This is a genomic window from Paracoccus mangrovi (assembly GCF_042648425.1).
Lineage (GTDB): Bacteria > Pseudomonadota > Alphaproteobacteria > Rhodobacterales > Rhodobacteraceae > Paracoccus > Paracoccus mangrovi.
The window spans coordinates 302,166-321,101 of sequence record NZ_JBHRXJ010000001.1; the positions used below are offsets into that span (position 1 = coordinate 302,166).

General features: G+C 66.3%; 15 protein-coding genes. 6 read left to right on the forward strand and 9 right to left on the reverse strand.

What is annotated here, in order from left to right; translation table 11 throughout:
* The first annotated feature begins 164 nt into the window (after positions 1–164).
* Genes ACFOMH_RS01490 through ACFOMH_RS01515 form a run of 6 tightly spaced genes read left to right on the forward strand, consistent with a single transcriptional unit; the run spans position 165 to position 6,503 of the window.
* A complete protein-coding gene (locus tag ACFOMH_RS01490; protein WP_377742157.1) occupies positions 165–1,361 on the forward strand; it encodes a toxic anion resistance protein in 1,197 nt (398 codons plus the stop codon).
* Positions 1,358–2,401: a DUF2927 domain-containing protein gene (locus tag ACFOMH_RS01495; RefSeq protein ID WP_377742158.1), complete on the forward strand. Its 1,044-nt coding sequence runs from the start codon at positions 1,358–1,360 to the stop codon at positions 2,399–2,401. The genes ACFOMH_RS01490 and ACFOMH_RS01495 overlap by 4 nt, the downstream gene beginning before the upstream one ends.
* 11 nt (positions 2,402–2,412) lie before the next feature.
* Complete coding sequence (locus ACFOMH_RS01500) at positions 2,413–3,075, forward strand: hypothetical protein (RefSeq protein ID WP_374424629.1); 663 nt, start codon at positions 2,413–2,415, stop codon at positions 3,073–3,075.
* 15 nt (positions 3,076–3,090) lie between these two features.
* The gene (locus ACFOMH_RS01505) at positions 3,091–4,245 is read left to right on the forward strand and encodes an SPFH domain-containing protein (protein ID WP_377742160.1); all 1,155 of its coding nucleotides are present in this window, start codon (positions 3,091–3,093) and stop codon (positions 4,243–4,245) included.
* 17 nt (positions 4,246–4,262) lie between these two features.
* The gene (locus ACFOMH_RS01510) at positions 4,263–5,555 is read left to right on the forward strand and encodes a zinc ribbon domain-containing protein (RefSeq protein WP_377742162.1); all 1,293 of its coding nucleotides are present in this window, start codon (positions 4,263–4,265) and stop codon (positions 5,553–5,555) included.
* 27 nt (positions 5,556–5,582) lie between these two features.
* The gene (locus ACFOMH_RS01515; RefSeq protein ID WP_377742164.1) at positions 5,583–6,503 is read left to right on the forward strand and encodes a carbohydrate kinase family protein; all 921 of its coding nucleotides are present in this window, start codon (positions 5,583–5,585) and stop codon (positions 6,501–6,503) included.
* 126 nt (positions 6,504–6,629) lie between these two features.
* Here the strand turns inward: ACFOMH_RS01515 and hflX are convergent, their stop codons facing one another.
* The 9 genes from hflX to dusB form a co-directional block, all read right to left on the reverse strand.
* Complete coding sequence (gene hflX / locus ACFOMH_RS01520) at positions 6,630–7,937, reverse strand: GTPase HflX (protein ID WP_374424623.1); 1,308 nt, start codon at positions 7,935–7,937, stop codon at positions 6,630–6,632.
* Positions 7,938–8,171 carry an RNA chaperone Hfq gene (gene hfq / locus ACFOMH_RS01525; RefSeq protein WP_017999735.1) on the reverse strand — a complete coding sequence of 78 codons (234 nt, stop codon included), beginning with the start codon at positions 8,169–8,171 and terminating at the stop codon, positions 7,938–7,940. It lies immediately after the preceding gene.
* 82 nt (positions 8,172–8,253) lie between these two features.
* Positions 8,254–9,876 carry a potassium transporter TrkG gene (locus tag ACFOMH_RS01530; RefSeq protein ID WP_377742166.1) on the reverse strand — a complete coding sequence of 541 codons (1,623 nt, stop codon included), beginning with the start codon at positions 9,874–9,876 and terminating at the stop codon, positions 8,254–8,256.
* A gap of 7 nt (positions 9,877–9,883) precedes the next feature.
* Positions 9,884–11,260, reverse strand: coding sequence for a Trk system potassium transporter TrkA (gene trkA / locus ACFOMH_RS01535; RefSeq protein ID WP_374424619.1), 1,377 nt, complete (start codon positions 11,258–11,260; stop codon positions 9,884–9,886).
* Positions 11,261–11,425: 165 nt separating this feature from the next.
* Entirely contained in the window at positions 11,426–12,817 is a 1,392-nt protein-coding gene (gene ntrX, locus ACFOMH_RS01540; protein ID WP_374424618.1) for a nitrogen assimilation response regulator NtrX, read from the reverse strand.
* Positions 12,814–15,060 carry a sensor histidine kinase NtrY-like gene (locus ACFOMH_RS01545; RefSeq protein WP_377742169.1) on the reverse strand — a complete coding sequence of 749 codons (2,247 nt, stop codon included), beginning with the start codon at positions 15,058–15,060 and terminating at the stop codon, positions 12,814–12,816. The genes ntrX and ACFOMH_RS01545 overlap by 4 nt, the downstream gene beginning before the upstream one ends.
* A gap of 93 nt (positions 15,061–15,153) precedes the next feature.
* Positions 15,154–16,653: a response regulator gene (locus tag ACFOMH_RS01550; RefSeq protein ID WP_377742171.1), complete on the reverse strand. Its 1,500-nt coding sequence runs from the start codon at positions 16,651–16,653 to the stop codon at positions 15,154–15,156.
* 8 nt (positions 16,654–16,661) lie between these two features.
* Complete coding sequence (locus tag ACFOMH_RS01555; protein ID WP_377742172.1) at positions 16,662–17,819, reverse strand: two-component system sensor histidine kinase NtrB; 1,158 nt, start codon at positions 17,817–17,819, stop codon at positions 16,662–16,664.
* Positions 17,816–18,871, reverse strand: a complete 1,056-nt coding sequence (dusB, locus tag ACFOMH_RS01560; RefSeq protein WP_377742174.1) for a tRNA dihydrouridine synthase DusB — start codon at positions 18,869–18,871, stop codon at positions 17,816–17,818. The genes ACFOMH_RS01555 and dusB overlap by 4 nt, the downstream gene beginning before the upstream one ends.
* Positions 18,872–18,936 lie beyond the last annotated feature (65 nt).

The following is an 18,936-nucleotide window of genomic DNA, read 5'->3' on the forward strand; positions in this document are numbered from 1 at the left end:
AACGCCAAGCCGGCGTCACGCCCCGGAAGCGGCGTCGCACCGCCCCGGCAAGATAGCCACATATCGGCGAAAGCGGAACTTTCCGGGGCCGCCGCTCGTTGCACTCGCCGGGAATCGGCCTATTCTGCCGCCGGTCCTGAACAGCATGACGAGAGGACGACCGGATGACCACCCAGACGCAAGCCAGCGCCGAAGCCGCCCTGGAAGAGATCCAGACCGTAACCGCCGCGGTCCTTCCCGAGCCACCGGCCGCCGCGCCGACGCTTGCCCAGGCCGACCCCGCCCTGGCCCAGGAAATCCGCAAGCGCATCGACGAGCTGAACATGGGCGATACCGGCTCGATCGTCCATTTCGGGGCCCGCGCCCAGAATGAATTGCAGGAAATCAGCCAGGCGATGCTGGCCGATGTGAAAAACAAGGATGTCGGCCCCGCCGGCGAATCCCTGCGTGAAATCGTGACCACGATCCGCGGCTTTTCGGTCAGCGAACTGGATGTGCGCCGCGAACGCAGCTGGTGGGAACGGCTTCTGGGCCGCGCCGCGCCCTTTGCCAAATTCGTCGCCAATTACGAACAGGTCCAGTCCCAGATCGACCGCATCACCGCCGATCTGGACAGCCATCAGCACCGGCTGCTGAAAGACATCAAATCGCTCGACGTGCTTTATGACCGCACGCTGAACTTCTATGACGAGCTTGCGCTTTACATCGCCGCCGGCGAGGAAAAGCTGGCCCAGATCGACCGCGAGGACATTCCGGCCCGCGAAGCCGCCATCAAGGCCGCGTCCGAAAACGACAAGGTGATGGCCGCCCAACAGCTGCGCGACCTGCGGTCGGCCCGCGACGATCTGGAACGCCGCGTCCATGACCTCAAGCTGACGCGGCAGGTCACGATGCAATCCCTGCCCTCGATCCGCCTGGTTCAGGAAAACGACAAATCCCTGATCACCAAGATCAATTCGACGCTGGTCAACACCGTGCCGCTTTGGGAAACCCAGCTTGCGCAGGCCGTCACCATCCAACGCGGGGCCGCCGCCGCCCGCGCGGTCAAGGAAGCCAACGACCTGACCAACGAGCTTTTGACCGCGAACGCCAAGAACCTGCGTCAGGCCAATGCCCAGATCCGCACCCAGATCGAGCGCGGCGTCTTTGACATCGAGGCCGTGCGCACCGCCAATGCCGAACTCATTGCCACCATCGAGGACAGCCTGCGCATCGCCGACGAGGGCCGCACCCGCCGCGCCGCCGCCGAAGAGGACCTGACCGCGATGGAAACCGAATTGCGCAATACCCTCGCCTCGCCGAGCGCGCGCCCCGCAAACCCCGCCCAAACCTCGGCATCCCGGACCTCTGCATCATCGTGACACCGACGCTTTCCGCATACCGGCCGGCGGCCGGACTGCCGCTTGCCCTTACGCTGATGGCGGCGCTGGCCGCCTGTTCGGCCGCGCCGCCCGCAGCGCCGCCGGCACCGCCCGTCGATATCCCGGCCCCGCCCGAAAAGCCCGATGAACAGCCGCGGGTCGATCAGGCCGCGCTGCGCCGCGAACGCGCCGAAAGCGCGCGCGCGGCCAATGACCGCGCCAAGGCCGCCGCCGTCACCCCGGCCAGCATCGGCATGCGCAGCTATCTGACCGATACCGAAGAGGCGCTGATCGCCCGGGGCCGGCTGCGCACCGATCAGGGCCTTGAAATCGCGCTCAGCCCCGAAAAGCTGACCGATGCCTTTATCGAGATCGCGCTGCATGACGAATATATCCGTCAGGGCGACAAGCTGGTGGTCCGTCACGCCCCGGCGCCGCTGCGGCGCTGGCAGAACCCGGTTCAGATCCGCATGGAATTCGGCGACAGCGTCGATACCGGCCAGCGCAGCCGCGACCGCACCGAGATCGGCAATTTCGCCGGCCGCCTGCAACGCATCAGCGGCCATCCGGTATCGCTGACCGGGGGCAGCGGCAATTTCACCGTGCTGATCGTAAACGAGGACGAGCGCCGCGCCATTGGCCCGCGCCTGAATTCTCTTGTCCCCGGCATCCCGGCCAAGGACGTGACCGCGCTGAGCGAACTCGCGCCCCAGAATTATTGCGCCGTCTTTGCCTATTCCCAGGGCAGCGGCTCGGTCTATGCCCAGGCCGTGGCGGTGATCCGCGCCGAATTGCCCCCGCGCCTGCGCCGGTCCTGCATGCATGAGGAACTGACCCAGGGCATGGGACTGGCCAATGACAGCCCGCGCGCGCGGCCCTCGATCTTCAACGATGACGAGGAATTCGCCTATCTGACACGGCATGACGAATTGCTGCTCAAGATCCTCTACGACCCGCGCCTGCGCCCCGGCATGACCGAGGCCGAGGCCCGCCCCATCGTCATGCAGATCGCGACCGAACTCCTGGGGACCGAAGTTTAGAAGGGCTGATCATGCGCCTGTTGTCACGATGTCTTTCGAGCCTCTTCGGACTCGGACTGTTTTCTGCACCCATCCTTGCCGAGCCGCTCTCTCCGGCACGCATATGGCTTGTCGAAAGCGCTGCCCGGCCAGGCAATTGGCACGATCACGGCCAGCTTGCCCTGCCCAGCGGCAGCATCTTCGTCGGCGACCCGACCTGGGGCGACGACTATCACATACGCGACCCGCGCCGACTGGACGCCAGCTTGCAGGTTTTCACCCGCACCGCACCCGAGGGCGATAACCTCCTGATCTGGCTTGAGGCGAATGGCAACCGCCCGGCCAAAACAGGTGAGAAGATCGAGTTCGGCGTCGACGCTGCCACCATCGCGCTTGGCGATCTGGGCGCTGGTCAGGCGCTGGTCGATCTGGGCACGACGTTGCAAGATCAAGGTAAAGGTGACAGCTTTGAATGGCTGATGCCCGCCATTCAGGAACAGCGAAATTTCGCTCGCTGGTTACCAATCCCGCCCGCCGATCAGCCGATCTTTCTGGTCTCTACTGGCAATGACGGCGGCTATGCTGCGGTCTGGCTGCTTGACGAGCGAGGCGCGCTCAGCGGTATTCTGATAGACATCATGGGCCGGCAACCGGACCTGAAATTTCTGGACACGCTGTTGCCCGCAGCGCGATAAACCGAAAGGCACCCTATGTCCCTGTTCAACATCCTTGGCGGCGAGTTCATCGAGATCATCGAATGGACGGACGATTCGCGCGACACGATGGTCTATCGCTTCCCGACCGTGGGCCGCGCGATCAAATACGGCGCCAAGCTGACGGTGCGCGAAGGCCAGGCGGCGGTTTTTATCCATGAGGGGCAACTGGCCGATGTCTTTCAGCCCGGCCTTTACATGCTGGAAACCAACAACCTGCCGATCCTGACCCGGCTTCAGCACTGGGATCACGGCTTCCGCAGCCCCTTCAAGTCGGAAATCTATTTCGTCAACACGACGCGCTTCAACGACCTGAAATGGGGCACCAAGAACCCGGTCATCGCGCGCGACCCGGAATTCGGCCCGGTCAGGCTGCGCGCCTTTGGCACCTATTCGATGCGCGTGACCGATCCCGGCAAGTTCATGCAGGAAATCGTCGGGACCGATGGCGAATTCACCGCCGATGAAATCAGCTTCCAGCTGCGCAACATCATCGTGCAGGAATTTTCGCGCATGATCGCGGCCTCGGGCATTCCGGTTCTCGACATGGCCGCCAATACCCAGCAATTCGGCCAGATCGTCGCCAAGGCGATCAGCCCGACGGTCGCGGCCTACGGCCTGACCATCCCGGAATTCTATATCGAAAACATCAGCCTGCCGGACGAAGTCGAAAAGATGCTGGACAAGCGGACCTCGATGGGAATTGTCGGCGATCTGGACCGCTTTGGCCAATATGCCGCGTCCGAGGCGATGCTGAACGCCTCGAACCAGGCGGGCGGCGCGGGTGCGGCCATGGGCGCGGGCATCGGCGCCGGTATGGGCATGGGCATGGCCATGGGCGGCATGCAACGCGGCCCATGGGGCACAGTTCCCCAACAGATGGCGCCCCAGCTGGCCCCCCAGCAGATGACGCCCCCGCCCCTGCAATCCGAAATCGTCTGGCATATCGCCGTCGACGGTCAGGCCCAGGGACCCTATGGCCGCGCCCATCTGGGCCGGTTGGCCCAAGAGGGCCGCTTTACCCGCGACACGCTGGTCTGGACCCCGGGACAGGACGGCTGGAAACCCGCCGATGAGGTGACGGCGCTGGCGCAGCTATTCACCATCGCGCCGCCGCCGCCCCCGCCGCCCCTGCCCAAACAGGACGGCTGATCGGGGCGCGCCCAGCCATGCCGACGCCCCCCTCGGAATACCGCTTTCCCTGCGAGAATTGCGGCGCAAGCCTCGAATTCTCGCCGGGTCAGCAGGTGCTTGTCTGCCCCTATTGCGGGCACAGACAGGATATCGGCCCCGGTCCCGCCCGCGCCCCCGGCCGCCAGCCACAGGACGGCCCATGGGGCGAAACCGCGATCCTGCGCGATCCGGCGACCGGGCGGGCGCTGCAATGGGATGCGGGGCACAAGGCGCCCTCGCTGCGCGAATTGCCGCTGGATCAGGGGTTGCGCCTCGACAGCGACAGCGACCTCACCGAAACCGTGCGCACGCTTTCTTGCCCGAATTGCGGCGCCAAGGTGGAAATCACCAGCGACCGCCACGCCTCGGCCTGCCCGTTCTGCGCCACGCCCGTGGTGACCGATACCGGCACCACGCGCCTGATCAAGCCTCAGGGCGTGCTGCCTTTTGTCATCACCGAAGCACAGGCCAAGGCCGCGCTCGAGGATTGGCTGGGCGGGCTTTGGTTCGCGCCCTCGGGCCTGACCGCCTATGCACGACGCGGCAAGGAAATGAGTGGGGTCTATTCCCCCTTCTGGACCTTCGACGCCAATACCCGGTCGCGCTATAGCGGGGCGCGCGGGGACTGGTATTACGAAACCGTCTGGGTCACCCGCGAAATCAACGGCCGCCAACAGCGCGTCGCCGAACAGGTGCGCCGCACCCGCTGGCACAATGTCTCTGGCCAGGTCGCGCGCGATTTCGACGATGTGCTGGTGCTGGCCTCGGGCTCGCTGCCGCGCCGCATCACCGATGCGCTGACGCCCTGGGACCTGTCGCATCTGATGCCCTATCGACCGGAATATCTCTCGGGTTTTCTGGCCGAGGGCTATACGATCCCGCTGGCCGCGGGCCATGACATCGCGCGTCAGGAAATGGCCGGGGTCATCACCATGGACGTGCGCCGCGACATCGGTGGCGACGAACAGCGCATCACCGGGATCGAAACCCGCCACAGCGGCGAAACCTTCAAACATGTGCTGTTGCCGGTCTGGACCGCCGCCTATCGCTATAACGGCAAAAGCTATCGCTTCGTGGTCAACGGCCAGTCCGGGCGGGTTCAGGGCGAACGCCCCTGGTCGGTCTGGAAGATCGCGCTGGCGGTGCTGCTGGCTTTGGCGCTGGTCGCGGCGCTGGTCTGGGCGAACGAACGCGGCGGCTATGTCCGCATCGGCGCGGCCGAAAAGCCCGCCATCACCGCCGCAGCCCGCATTTCCCCGATTGGCAGTTACCGCTATCAACTGATATGAAGAACCGGTAACGAGGGGGGAACAGACATGATCCTTTGCGCCGGTGAATCGCTGATCGACATGGTGCCCGAAGGGGCAAGCTATCGCCCCCTGCCGGGCGGCGCGGTCTATAACACCGCCATCGCGCTCGGGCGCATGGGCGCCGATAGCGGCTATCTCTGGCCCATCTCACGCGATCCCTTTGGCGAAATGCTTCTCCATCCGCTGGCCGAGGCGCATGTCGACACCTCGCTTTCTCCGCGCAGCGACCGGCTCACCACGCTTGCCTTCGTGACCCTGACCGGGGGCGAGGCGCGCTATGCCTTCTATGACGAAGGCTCGGCCGGGCGCATGCTGACGGCCGACGACCTGCCCGACATCCCCGACCGGGTCAGCGCGCTGTTCATCGGCGGCATCAGCCTTGTGCCCGATCCCTGCGGCGCCGCCGTCGAGGCATTGGTGGCCCGCGTCCGCGACCGTATCCCGGTGATGATCGACCCCAATATCCGCCCCTTCTTCATCCAGAACGAGGCCGCCTATCGCGCCCGGCTCGACCGGCTGATCGCCATGGCCGATCTGGTCAAGCTTTCGGGCGACGATCTGGAATGGCTGACCCCCGGCGCCAGCCACGATCAGGCCGCCGCCGCGATCCTGACCCGGGGGCCGCGCGTGGTCTTTCAGACCGGCGGATCGGCCGGCGCGCGCGCGCATTGGTCGGGCGACATCCTCAACGCCAAGGCCGTCCGGGTCGAAGTCGCCGATACGATCGGTGCCGGCGACACCTTCAACGCCGGCGTCCTCGCGGCCCTCGATCAGGCCGGCGTCCTCAATCGCAAGGGCCTCGCCGAGCTGACAGCCGAACATATCACCGCCGCGCTCACGCTCGGCACCCGCGCGGCGGCGATCACCGTCTCGCGCCCCGGCGCCAATCCGCCCTGGGCGCATGAACTGGCGGCGCTGCCCGCCTGAAACGCCCGGACAAAAGGCAAAAGCCGCGGCAATTCCGGCGCGGCCCTGCTTTCTTCTTCATCCAAATATCCAGATCCGGCCGCCGCAACCGGCATCACCCGATCCCGAAAGGGCGGTCCCCCGCCATCAAAGCGCCGCGAACTGCGCCTTTTGCCGCTCGGTCCAGCGCAAGGACAGGCGCACCCCATCTTCGCCCGGCTCTTCGGTGACAACGACGCCCTGACGATGCAACCAGGCGCGCCTGCGGCCATCGGCATGATCCAGAACCAGCGCCTCCTCAAGGCGCGGCTCGTCCAGCGCCTCGGCCAGACGCGCATCCACCGCCGCCAAAAGATCGTCGATCCCCTCGCCGGTCAGCGCCGAGATCGCCTGCACCCCCTCGGTGCGGGCATCGGCGCGGCGCAGCGCGGCGCGGGTCTCGGCCGACAGCGCATCGATCTTGTTCCAGACCTCGATCAACGGCACGTCATCCTCGACGCCCAGACTGTCCAGGATCTCGCCGACATCGCCGGCCTGCTCCTCGGTCTCGGGATGCGAGATATCGCGCACATGCAGGATCAGATCGGCGGCCAGCACCTCTTCGAGCGTGGCGCGGAAAGCCGCGACCAGCTCATGGGGCAGATCGCTGATGAATCCCACCGTATCGGACAGGATCACCCGCCGCCCGCCGGGCAGCGTCATCTGCCGCATGGTCGGGTCGAGCGTGGCGAAAAGCTGATCCTTGGCCATCACCTCGGCCCCGGTCAACAGGTTGAAAAGCGTCGATTTCCCGGCATTGGTATAGCCGACCAACGCGACAATCGGATAGGGTACCTTGGCACGCGCCTTGCGATGCAGCTCGCGGGTCTTGACCACGCGCTCCAGCTGCCGGCGCAGGCGCACCATCTGTTCGTCGATGGCGCGGCGGTCGGCCTCGATCTGGGTTTCGCCGGGACCGCCGACAAAGCCAAGCCCGCCCCGCTGGCGCTCAAGATGGGTCCAGGCCCGGACCAGCCGCGTCCGCTGATAGGCCAGCGCCGCCAGCTCGACCTGCAACACCCCTTCGCGGGTCTGGGCGCGGTCGGCGAAAATCTCAAGGATCAGCCCGGTCCGGTCAAGGATCTTGACCCCCCATGCCTTTTCCAGATTGCGCTGCTGGACCGGCGTCACCGGCCCGTCGATCAGCACCAGCTCGGCGCCCTCGCCCCCGGCGGCGGCCTTGACATGCTCGCCGATCTCTTCGCGTTTTCCCTTGGAAAACAGCATCCCGGCATCGGGCTTGCGCAGCTTTGAGACCTCGGCGCCGACGACTTCGATGGCGGGCAGCGCATGGGCCAGCGCGATGGCTTCCTCCAGCGCCAGATCGGGCGACCGGCGGGTGCGATCATTGCCCAGATCGGGATGGATCACATAGGCCCGCGTCGGGGCCTCGCGCGTCTCGGTGGCTTCGGCCAATCAATCCTCGCCGTCGTAAAGGCTGATCGGCTGCCCCGGCATGATGGTCGAGATGGCATGCTTATAGACCAGCTGCGACTGGCCATCACGGCGCAAGAGCACGCAGAAATTGTCGAACCAGGTGATAACACCCTGGAGTTTCACACCATTGATAAGGAAAATCGTGACCGGAACCTTGCCCTTGCGAACATGGTTGAGAAAAGCGTCCTGAAGGTTCTGTTTGTCGCCGGCCATAGGGGGCACCTTGTCCTTATCGCTGTTTTTCAAGACTTAGGCGAGCCGCAGGCGGCTTGCAAGCATGTGACGCGGCCCCGGACTATCGCCGCCAGTAATCGGGCGAGAACAGTGCCAGAATTGCCAGCGTCTCGACCCTGCCGACGATCATCGCCCCGGCCAGAATGGCCTTGGTGACCGCCGGAAGCCCGGCCCAGCCCTCCCAGGGGGCGCCCGCCATCCCGGCCGAGCCCTGAAAGGTCGGCGTCAATGGAATCGCCCCGGCCAGCGGGCCGGTATTCGTCAGGGCGGCGATGGACAGGATGGTGGCGCTGTCGAATTCGATTTCCTGGATCGAGATCAGCATGACCACCACCGCGATCGAACTTGCGAAAAGCATGAAAAAGATAAAGGCCAGATAGGCCCCCTCGTGACGCAGCCGCCGCGCCATCAGCCCGCCGCCGGAAACGGAATGCGGATGCACGACCCGTTCCAGTTCGCGTTCGGAATGGCGCGCCAGGGCATAGACCCGCAACAGCTTGACCCCGCCGGCGGTGGTGGCAACGCCGCCCCCCATCATCGCCAGCCCCGCCAGGATCAGGCCCGGCGAGCTCAGCCCCGACCAGTTCCGCGCGCCCTGCCATTCCAATGAGTTCCAGCCCGTCGTGGTCAGATAGCTGAGCCCGTTGAAGATGCCGCCCCATGCCGCCGACATCGCGCTGTCCAGCGTTTCCAGCACGCCCGCCGCGCCGGTCGGGGACACGTCGATGGCACCGACGAAATGGCGCGCAAACAGCATCACCGACACCAGAAGCACCACCCCCGCCGCCATGCGCAGCTCGGGATCCTCAAGCCAGCTGTCGCCGGTGCTCAGCTCGCGCCCGCCGGGCCAGAAACGCCGCGACAGCGCCGGGATCAGAAACAGGAAAATCACCACCTCGCCGGTCAGCCCGCTGGCCTGTCCGGCGGGACCGTTGACCGGGCTGATGCCGCTGGTCGACAGCGTGCCCATCGCCCGGGTCAGCGCGACCAGCCCCGGCTCGCCCAGCATCAAAAGCAGCACCCACATCAGCATCGTCAGCCCGGCATAGACCGGCAGCACCTGCCGCCCGATCCGGATCATGCGATAGACCGGATCGGCATATTCCGGCCGATAGCCCACGGTGACGCGCTGCGCCGCCGCGAATGGCGCGTCGGGGGATTGCGGCAGCCGGGCGAACCGCTCGTTGCGGCCATAGGGTGAGGCCAGAATTTCAAAGCCGCCCACCCGCAGCGGCGCCAAAAGCGCCACCGCCGCCACCAGCATGAAAAGCCCCCCGAGCCAGCCCACCGTCGCCCGCCACAGATGCAGCGGCTCGGCCAAAAGCTCGGCCGAATAAAGCGAGGCCCCGGTGGTGGTCAGGCTCGACACCATTTCCCACCACGCGTTCAGATAGCCGGTATCGGGCAGCGACAGCGCGAAAGGCACGGCCAGCATCGCCGGCAGCGCCGTCATCGTGCCCAGCATGGTCAAAAGCACGCTGCCGGGACGCGGCCCTTCGGGATCGGCGGCGCTGGCCAGCCCGGTGATCACGGCCAGCAACAAAAACAGCCCCGCACAGCCCAGAAAGATCGAGCCGATCTTGTGCTGGTCCAGCGCATGGGCATAAAGCCCCGGCATGATCATGGCCAACGCGCCGATCCCGGCCAGAATGACGATCAGCGGCAGGCGCAGAAGAAACCTCATGCCCGCCTCAGAAAAAGTCGATCGAGACCTGCAACAGGCGCTCGACCTCGGGGATGTCGGATGACAGGGCAAAGATCACCACGATATCGCCCTCTTCGACGCGCAGATCGCCGACCGGCTTGATCACCCTGCCCTGTTTCTGCACCGCACCGATCAGCGCGCCTTCGGGGAATTCGATATCGCGCACCGGCCGGCCCGCGATGGGCGATGTGGACAGCACCTGCGCCTCGATCACCTCGGCCTCGGCATCGCCGATGGAATAGATGTCGCGCACCCGCCCGTGCCGGATATGGCGCAGGATGGTCGACACCGTGCTGGCGCGCGGGTTGATAAAGGCGTCGATGTCCAGCGGCTCCATCATCGACATCAGCGTCGGATCGTTGACCAGCGAAATCGCCAGCTTGGCGCCGACCTGCTTGGCGCGCACGGCGGCCAGGATATTGGTCTTGTCGTCATCGGTAATGGCCAGAACGGCATCGGCCTTGGGAACCGCCGCCTCTTCGAGCAATTCGGCCGAAAGCCCGTCCCCGTTCAGCACGATGGTCCGGTTCAGCGCATCGGCCGCGTCCTCGGCCCGGGCGCGGTTGCGCTCGATCAGCTTGACACGGACACGCTCGGGCCGCGCCTCAAGCGCCTGCGCCACCGCAAGGCCCACATTGCCGGCGCCGATGATGACCACGTTTTCCTGTCGCGCGGTCGGCTTGCCAAAGATTTCCAGCGTGCGCGGCACATCCTCGGCCAGCGTGAAGACATAGATCTGATCACCCTCGAACAGCTGGTCATTGGCCTCGGGGACGAAAAGCTTGCCATGCCGGCGCACGCCGGTGACGATCGCGCTCAGACTGGAAAACATGTCATTGAGCTGGCGCAAAGGCGTGTTCAGCACCGGGCTGTCGGGTTCCAGCGAAATCCCCAACAGATGCAACCGCCCCTCAAGGAACGTCTCGGCGTCAAAGGTCGAGGGCGTCGAAAGCCGCTGCAAGGCCGCCCGCGCCACCTCGCGCTCGGGGCTGATCACGACATCGATGGGCAGGTGATCGGTGCGGTAAAGATCGGAATAGATCGCATCCAGATAGGCCGAACTGCGCAGCCGCGCGATCTTGCGCGGCACCTGAAAGACGGAATGCGCGACCTGACAGGTGACCATGTTCACCTCATCCGAATGGGTGGCCGCAATCAGCAGGTCGGCGTCACGGGCCCCCGCCCGGTCCAGCACCTCGGGATGGCTGGCGAAACCGGTCACACCCTGCACGTCCAGCGCATCGGTGGCGCGCCGGATCAGCTCGGCATTGGTGTCGATGATGGTGACGTCGTTGCGTTCACCGGCCAGATGACGGGCAATGTGCCAGCCGACCTGTCCCGCCCCGCAGATGATGATCTTCATTCCCTGTCCAGCCTGCTGCCGTCATAAGAGGCGATCCTAACGCGGCCCGGGAATGACCGATACCCGAAAACACCCGTCCATCCCGCCCCCCCCTGGCACCCACGCATCCATCCGCCCTGTTTCTTCTTCACATAAATATCCAAAGAACCGCGCCGCCGGGCGCGATCACTTCACACTGACCTCGTCCTCGACGCGGACGCCCCCCACCACGCCCAGCGATTTCAGCTTGCGGTGGAGCGCGCTGCGCTCCATGCCGACGAATTGCGCCGTGCGGCTGATATTGCCGCCGAAACGGTTGATCTGGGCCAGAAGATATTCGCGCTCAAACAGCTCGCGCGCCTCGCGCAGCGCCAGGCTCGTGATCTGCGGCCCCAGCGCCAGCGCCTCGCCGCCGCCACTGCTGGCGCCGCCCTGCACCTCAAGCTCGGCCGGCTGGATCGGGCCGGTCCCATCCCCCAGGATCAGCACCCGCTCGATGACATTGCGCAGCTGGCGGATGTTTCCCGGCCAGTTCATCGTCTGAAGCGCGGCGCTGGTTTCCTCGGGCAATTCGCGCTGCGGCAGCGACTGGGTCAGGTGGAACTGCTCGATGAAATATTCCGCCAGCATCGGAATGTCGTCGCGCCGCTCGGCCAGCGAGGGCACGGCGACCGGCACCACGTTCAGCCGGTCATAAAGCTCTTGCCGGAAACGCCCGGCATTGATCTCGACCGCCAGATCGCGATTGGTCGAGGAAATCACCCGCAGATCGACCCGCACCTTGTCGGTCCCGCCCGAACGCTGGAACTGCTGCTCGGTCAGCACGCGCAGGATCTTGGGCTGCGTGCCCAGCGGCATATCGGCGACCTCGTCGAAATAGATCACCCCGCCATGGGCCTGTTCCAGAAGCCCGGGCTCGATGCCGCGCTCGGCGCTTTCGCGCCCGAACAGCACCTCTTCCATGTGATCGGGCTCGATGGTGGCGCAGGACACGGTGACAAAGGGCGCGCGGTCGCGCGGGCTGTGGGCGTGGATATAGCGGGCGGAAATTTCCTTGCCCGCGCCCGGCTCGCCGGTCAGCATCACCCGGCCGTTCGACTTGGCCACCTTGTCCAGCTGTTCGCGCAGCCGCCGGAACGGCGCGGAATTGCCCAGCATCTCGGCCGCCTTGGCCTCGCCGCGTTTCAGCACCGTGTTCTCGCGCCGCAACCGCGAGGTTTCCATGGCGCGGCGGATCACCACCAGAAGCTGGTCGATATTGAAGGGCTTTTCGATAAAGTCATAGGCGCCCTGTTTGATCGCCGCGACCGCGATCTCGATATTGCCATGGCCGGAAATGATGACCACCGGCACGTCGGGGTTGTTGCGCTTGACCTGCTTGAGGATGTCGATCCCGTCCATCTTGCTGTCCTTCAGCCAGATATCCAGGATCATCAGCGCCGGCTCGCCGGCATTCAGCTCGGCCACCGCCTCGTCGGAATTGGCGGCCAGCCGCGTGGCATAACCCTCATCGCGCAGAATATCCGAGATCAGCTCGCGGATGTCGCGTTCATCATCAACAATAAGAATATCACTCATTTCGACATTTCCTGCTCGTGTTTCTGGCGGCGAACCGACAGGCGCACCGGCTGACGCTCGCGCGGCAACCGGATTTCAGCCATGGCCCCCTGCTGACCGGGGGCATCGGTCAGCGACAGGCTGCCGCCATGTTCCTCGACGATCTTCTTGACGATGGGCAGGCCAAGGCCGGTCCCACCGGGTTTCATGGTCACATAGGGTTCGAAAAGCCGGGTCCGGTCCTGTGGCAGGCCGGGCCCGTTGTCGATAATGCGGATCGTGACCGCATCGGGGGCCGAATGCATCTCGACCAGCACCCGGGGCACCCAACCTTCGGGCGGGTCTTTGCGCAATTCATCAATGGCTTCCCCGGCATTCTTCAAAAGATTGGTGAACACCTGCCGCATCATGCCGGCATCGGCGTCGACGATCACCGGCTCGTCCGGAATATCGGAAACCAGCGCCCCTTGCAGCGCGTCGCGCTGCATCAGCTCGCTGTCGCGCAACAGCTTTGCGATATCGGTTTCCTTGCGGTCGGGTTCGGGCATGCGGGCGAAACGCGAAAACTCGTCCACGATCCGGCGCAGGTCATTGGTCTGGCGGATGATGACTTCGGTATATTGCTCAAGCGCATCGCGCTCGTCGCCGGCGATGGGGCCGAATTTGCGCTTGAGCCGCTCGGCCGAAAGCTGGATCGGGGTCAGCGGGTTCTTGATCTCATGGGCGACGCGGCGGGCGACATCGCCCCAGGCCGCCATGCGCTGCGCCGAAACCAGATCGGTCACATCGTCCAGCGCGACCACATACCCCTCAAGCCCGCCCGCCGCGCCGCGCCGGATCGCCATGCGCACCAAAAGGCTTTCGACCCGGCCCTCGCGGTTCAGGCGGATCTCGTCCTGCACCCATTCGTTGACCGACTGGTGCAGACGCTCGAAGAGCGGGGCGAATTCCGGCACCGCCTCGGAGAGCAACCGGTCGTGGTCCCGCGCCGGGTCCAGCCCCAGAAGCCGCGTCGCCGAGCGGTTCAGAAAGTCGATCTCGCCCGCCGCATCCAGCCCGATCACCCCCGCCGTGACCGAGGACAGCACGGAATCGAACAACCGCCGCTGATCGTCGGCGGCGCGATAGCTTTCGACCAGCTCCTGACGCTGCTGTTTCAGCTGGCGGGTCATGCGGTTAAAGCTTTCGCCCAGGGTCTGGATCTCGTCGCCGGTATTGGCATCGGGGATTTGCAGGTCCAGATTGCCCTCGCCCACCTGTTCGGAAGCGGCGGCCAGCCGCCCGATCGGCCGCGACAGCCGGTCGGCGAACCACAGGCCCAACCACATCGCCGCCGCCACAAGAAGCAGTGCGAAGCCAAGGTAAAGCAAGGAAAATTCCAACAGAACCCGGCCGCGTTCCTGTTCCAGCCGCTGATATTCGCCGACCGTCTGGCGGGTGTCGTCCAACAGCCCCAAAAGATCGCCATCCACGTCGCGGGTGACGTAAAGATAGCGGTCGGCCAGCGGCGGCAGCGGCACCAGCGCGCGGAATTCGTTATTCTGCCAGTCCTCGATCAGCACCAGCCCGGTGGCGCTGGCCTGATCGAATTGCGCGGGGCTGGGCTGTTCGTACCAGAACTGATAGCTGCGTTCGCCGCGTGCGCGGATGGTGCCGCGCCCGTCGATGACATAAGCCTCGCGCAGGCCGCGCTGGATCAGGCCCTGCCCCTGTTCCAAAAGCTGGCGCAGCACCCCGTCATCCAGCATCGGATTGCGCCGCGCCGCCTGGGTCAGCGCGCCGGCCAGAAGCTTGGCGTCATTGGTCAGGTCGCGGCGATGTTCGTCCTGATAGGCCTCGGCGGCGGAAAGCGAGCTTGAGACCACCTGCTGCACCCGGTTCGAGAACCAGCCCTCAAGCCCGATGCTCAGCGTCAGCCCCGCGAACAGCGCCACCAGCACCGTCGGCACCAGCGCGATGGTGGCGAATACGCCCACCAGCCGCATATGCAGCCGCGACCCCACCGCCGATTTGCGCCGCGCGGCAAAGATGCGCACCATGCGCGCCACCACCAGCCCGATCAGCACGATCAGGTAAAGCAGGTCCGCCAACAGCACCAGCCGCAGCATCCTGCCCCCCGAGGTCGCGCCCGCGAACGGCCCCATCACCGCAAAGGTCAGCGCCGCCAGCGCCGGCCCCAGCAGCACCAGCCCCAGCGTCGCCGCATTGCGATAGCTGCGCCGGCGCCGCAGGGCGACGAGCCGATCCCAAGAATGCCTGGACAATACCGCTGCCACGTGCCGACCTCATCATTCCGCCGCTGTTCCGCGGCGTTCTGTGGCCGTCGCGCGACTGTCGCGAACCGACCTGTGGCCGTTTTACATCAGCTTGCGGCGTCTTGTCACTTCGATATTCAGGTCGGTCAGTTTCTTGCGCAACGTATTGCGGTTGATGCCCAGAAGGTCGGCGCAGCGCAGCTGATTGCCGCCGGTGGCGTCCAGCGCGATCTCAAGCAGCGGCTTTTCGATCTCGCGCAGGATGCGGTCGTAAAGGCCGGGCGGCGGCAGCTGATCGCCATGCAGATCGAAATAGCGTTGCAAATGCATCTCAACCGATTGGGCCAGCCGCATATTCGCGGACTCGCCCAGACCGGCCAAAGGCGGGCCGGAAAGCGCCGGGGCCGGCGCGGCCATCCCGGTCGCCGGGGACATGGCGCGGGGCGCGGATGGCGCGGGCGCCGCCGCCTGCGCCATCACCGGCTGCGAATCCTGCAAGGTCTGGCGCAGTTCGGCCTCGGAAATTTCCGCCCCCGCCGCAATCAGCGCCAGCCGCCGCATCATGTTTTCCAGCTCGCGCACATTGCCCGGAAAGGGATGGGCGCGAATCACCGCGGTCGCGGCATCCGACAGCCTGCGCGCCGGCAGGCCCTGCGTCGCCGCGCGCGCCAGAAGATGACGCGCCAGCGGCGGAATGTCGTCGACCCGCGCCCGCAGCGGCGGCACGGTGATCGTGACCCCGGCCAGCCGGTAATACAGATCCGCCCGCAGCCGTCCGGCCGCCACCTCGGCCTGCGGATCGGGGCCGGTGGTCGAAATCAGGCGCGGCATCTGGTTGCGGCCCGGCCCGCTTTCCCAGGCCTCGATCATGCCGATCAGCCGGGCCTGCGCGGCGCTGTCGAACCCGGCCGGATCCTCGATCAAAAGGGTGCCGCCCAGCGCACGTTCGGCCGCGCGCTGGATCGCCTCTTCCGATGGATCGGCCGAGGTCAGCACCACGAAACCCGCCTCGCGCCGGTCGGACAGATCGTGAAACGAACGCGCCACCACGGTCTTGCCCACCCCCGCCTCGCCCGCGATCACCACCGGCAGATCGGCGTTGAGCACCCGCGCCACCATGCGAAACAGGTTCTGCATCGCCGGCGCATGACCGATCAGCGGCAGCGTCGGATCGGTGGCAGGTTCTGCCTCGGGGGGCGGGGCTGCGGGGGATTGCGCGGCGGGATCGGCGCGGCGCACGCGGCGCGACAGCGCCTGCCCCGCGCGCGCCATCAGATCGGGCAGGTCGAACGGCTTGGGCAGATAATCGAAGGCCTCGGCTTCGGTGGCACGGATGGCGGTGACGATGGTGTTCTGGGCCGAAATCACGATCACTGGCAGGCCGGGCCGGGCCTTGCGGATCGCCGGGATCATGTCGATGCCATTGCCATCGGGCATCATCACATCGGTGATGACCAGATCGCCGCGCCCCTCATCGACCCATCGCGAAAGCTGGTTCAGCGAGCCGGTGGCATGCACCCGACAGCCCGCGCGGGTCAGCGCCTGCGTCAGAACGGTGCGGATGGTGCGGTCGTCATCAGCGATCAGAACGGTGCCGTCCATGAAAAACCTCAGGCTTTGGGCAGGGAAAGGCGAAAGACGGTGCGGCCGGGCCGCGATTCCAGCGCGATCCAGGCGCCGTGATCGGCGACGATCTTCGAAACCAGCGCCAGCCCAAGGCCGGTGCCGTTCTCGCGCCCCGAAACAAAGGGCTCAAAGACCTCGGCGACGATGCTGTCGGGGATGCCGGGGCCGTCATCCTCGATCTGGATCTGCAAGGGCAGATGGCGGCCCTGCGGCTCGGCCTCGGTGGGCGCAAGGCGCAGCGCGCCGTCATAAAAGCTGTGGATGCGGATGGTGCCGCCGGTATGCGCGCGGGCGATGGCCTCGGCGGCGTTCTTGACCAGATTCAGACAGACCTGCACCATCTGATCGGCATCGATCAGCGCCGGCGGCAGGCTGGGATCGTAATCGGGCACGATCTTCAGCCCGCGCCCAAAGCCCACGGCGGCGGACCGGCGCACGCGTTCCAGCACGTCATGGATATTGACTGCCGCAAGACGCGGCGCCGAGGTGTCGCCAAAGCGTTCGACCTGATCCAGCAATTCCACGATGCGGCGCGATTCCGCCACGATCAGCTCGGCCAGATCCTGATCCTCGGGGCGCAGGTTCATGCCGATCAGCTGCGCGGCGCCGCGAATCCCGGCCAGCGGGTTCTTGATCTCATGCGCCAGCATTTCCGCCATGCCGATGGCCGAGCGCGCGGCGGAACGCGCCGCCTGCCCCTGTCCCAGCCGGCCGCCCCCCTCTTGCGGGGCGATCAGGATCACGGTGCCGCCCGCCGGGCTGGGCGCGGGGCCGGCATGCAGCGTGGCATAGCGGTCGCTATGCCCGCCCGAGCGGTCGCCGATCTCGAACCGCACGCCGGCGCGGTTCATCGCCTCATGCCCTTCGGCGACGCGGTCCAGAATCGTCGCCAGCGGCGGCACGACCCGCAGCCGTTTCAGCATTTCGGGCCCCTCGATCGGGTGGCCCAGCGACGACCGGCACGAGATGTTCAGAAAGGATTCCGCCAGATCGTTCATCGCCGCGATGCGTCCGCGACCGTCCAGAATGATCGCCGGCAAAGGCAGCGCCGACCAGTTCGGCCCGACGGTCGCGGGCATGAATGCGGGCCCAAGCTCGACCTCGGGATCGACAGACATGCCAGTGCCGGGGCGCGCGGTCATGGCGCCCCCGTGATGGCGGGACCGGTGATTTCGGAACCGGCGGTTCTGGAACCGGGGGGAACCGCGTCGCCAAAGCCGGCGCGGATCGCGGCCAGCGTCGCCCCGGGGGTCGCGGCGCGCATCAATTCGGCGCGGTTCGGGGCGCCATTCGCCTCGGCATACCAGCCCAGATGCTTGCGCGCGACGCGCAGGCCCAGCTCATGCCCGTAAAAGGACAGGATATCGTCGTAATGTTCGGCCACCGCCTCGGCCAGCGCCGCGCCCTGCGGCAGCTGCGGCGCGGGCGTGTCCCAAAGCGCATGCGCGATCTGCGCCAGCCGCCAGGGCGCGCCCTGTGCGCCGCGCCCGACCATGACCGCATCCGCCCCCGATTGTTCCAGCGCCGCGCGGGCCGAGGCCGCGTCCACCACATCGCCATTGGCAACCAGAGGCGGCCGGCCCGGCAGGTTCGCGACCGCCCGGATGGCGCGCCAATCGGCCTGTCCTGTATAGAACTGCGCCCGCGTCCGGCCATGCACGCTCAGCATCCTGACCCCTACCCCGGCCGCGCGCGCCGCCAGCTCCGCCGCATTCAGGCAATCATGGTCCCAGCCCAGCCGCATCTTCAACGTGACCGGCAGGTCGGGAACGGCGGCCACCACCGCCTCGACCAGCGTCAGCGCGTGGTCCAGATCGCGCATCAGCGCCGCCCCCGACAGCCCGCCCGTGACCTTTTTCGCCGGGCAGCCCATGTTGATGTCGACGATGCGCGCCCCCATGCCGGCCACGATGCGCGCGGTTTCGGCCATGGCCTCCGCCTCGCGCCCGGCGATCTGGACGCTGACCGGCAACGCCCCTTCGGTCAAAGCCTTGGCGCGGACGGCGGCACGGGTCGAGGGCCGCGGCGTCACCATCTCGGTCGAGGCGACCATCTCGCTGACCATCAGCCCGGCGCCGCCATGACGCGCCACCGCGCGGCGAAACGGCAGATCGGTGATCCCCGCCATCGGCGCCAGGAAAACCGGGGCGCCAAGCCGCGTCGCACCAAGGGTGATGGGGTGAGGCAATGTCATGTGAAAACTCGTAGGCCGGGTTCGTGGGATGCGAAAGAACCGGGCGTATGCCCGGATCACGGGCT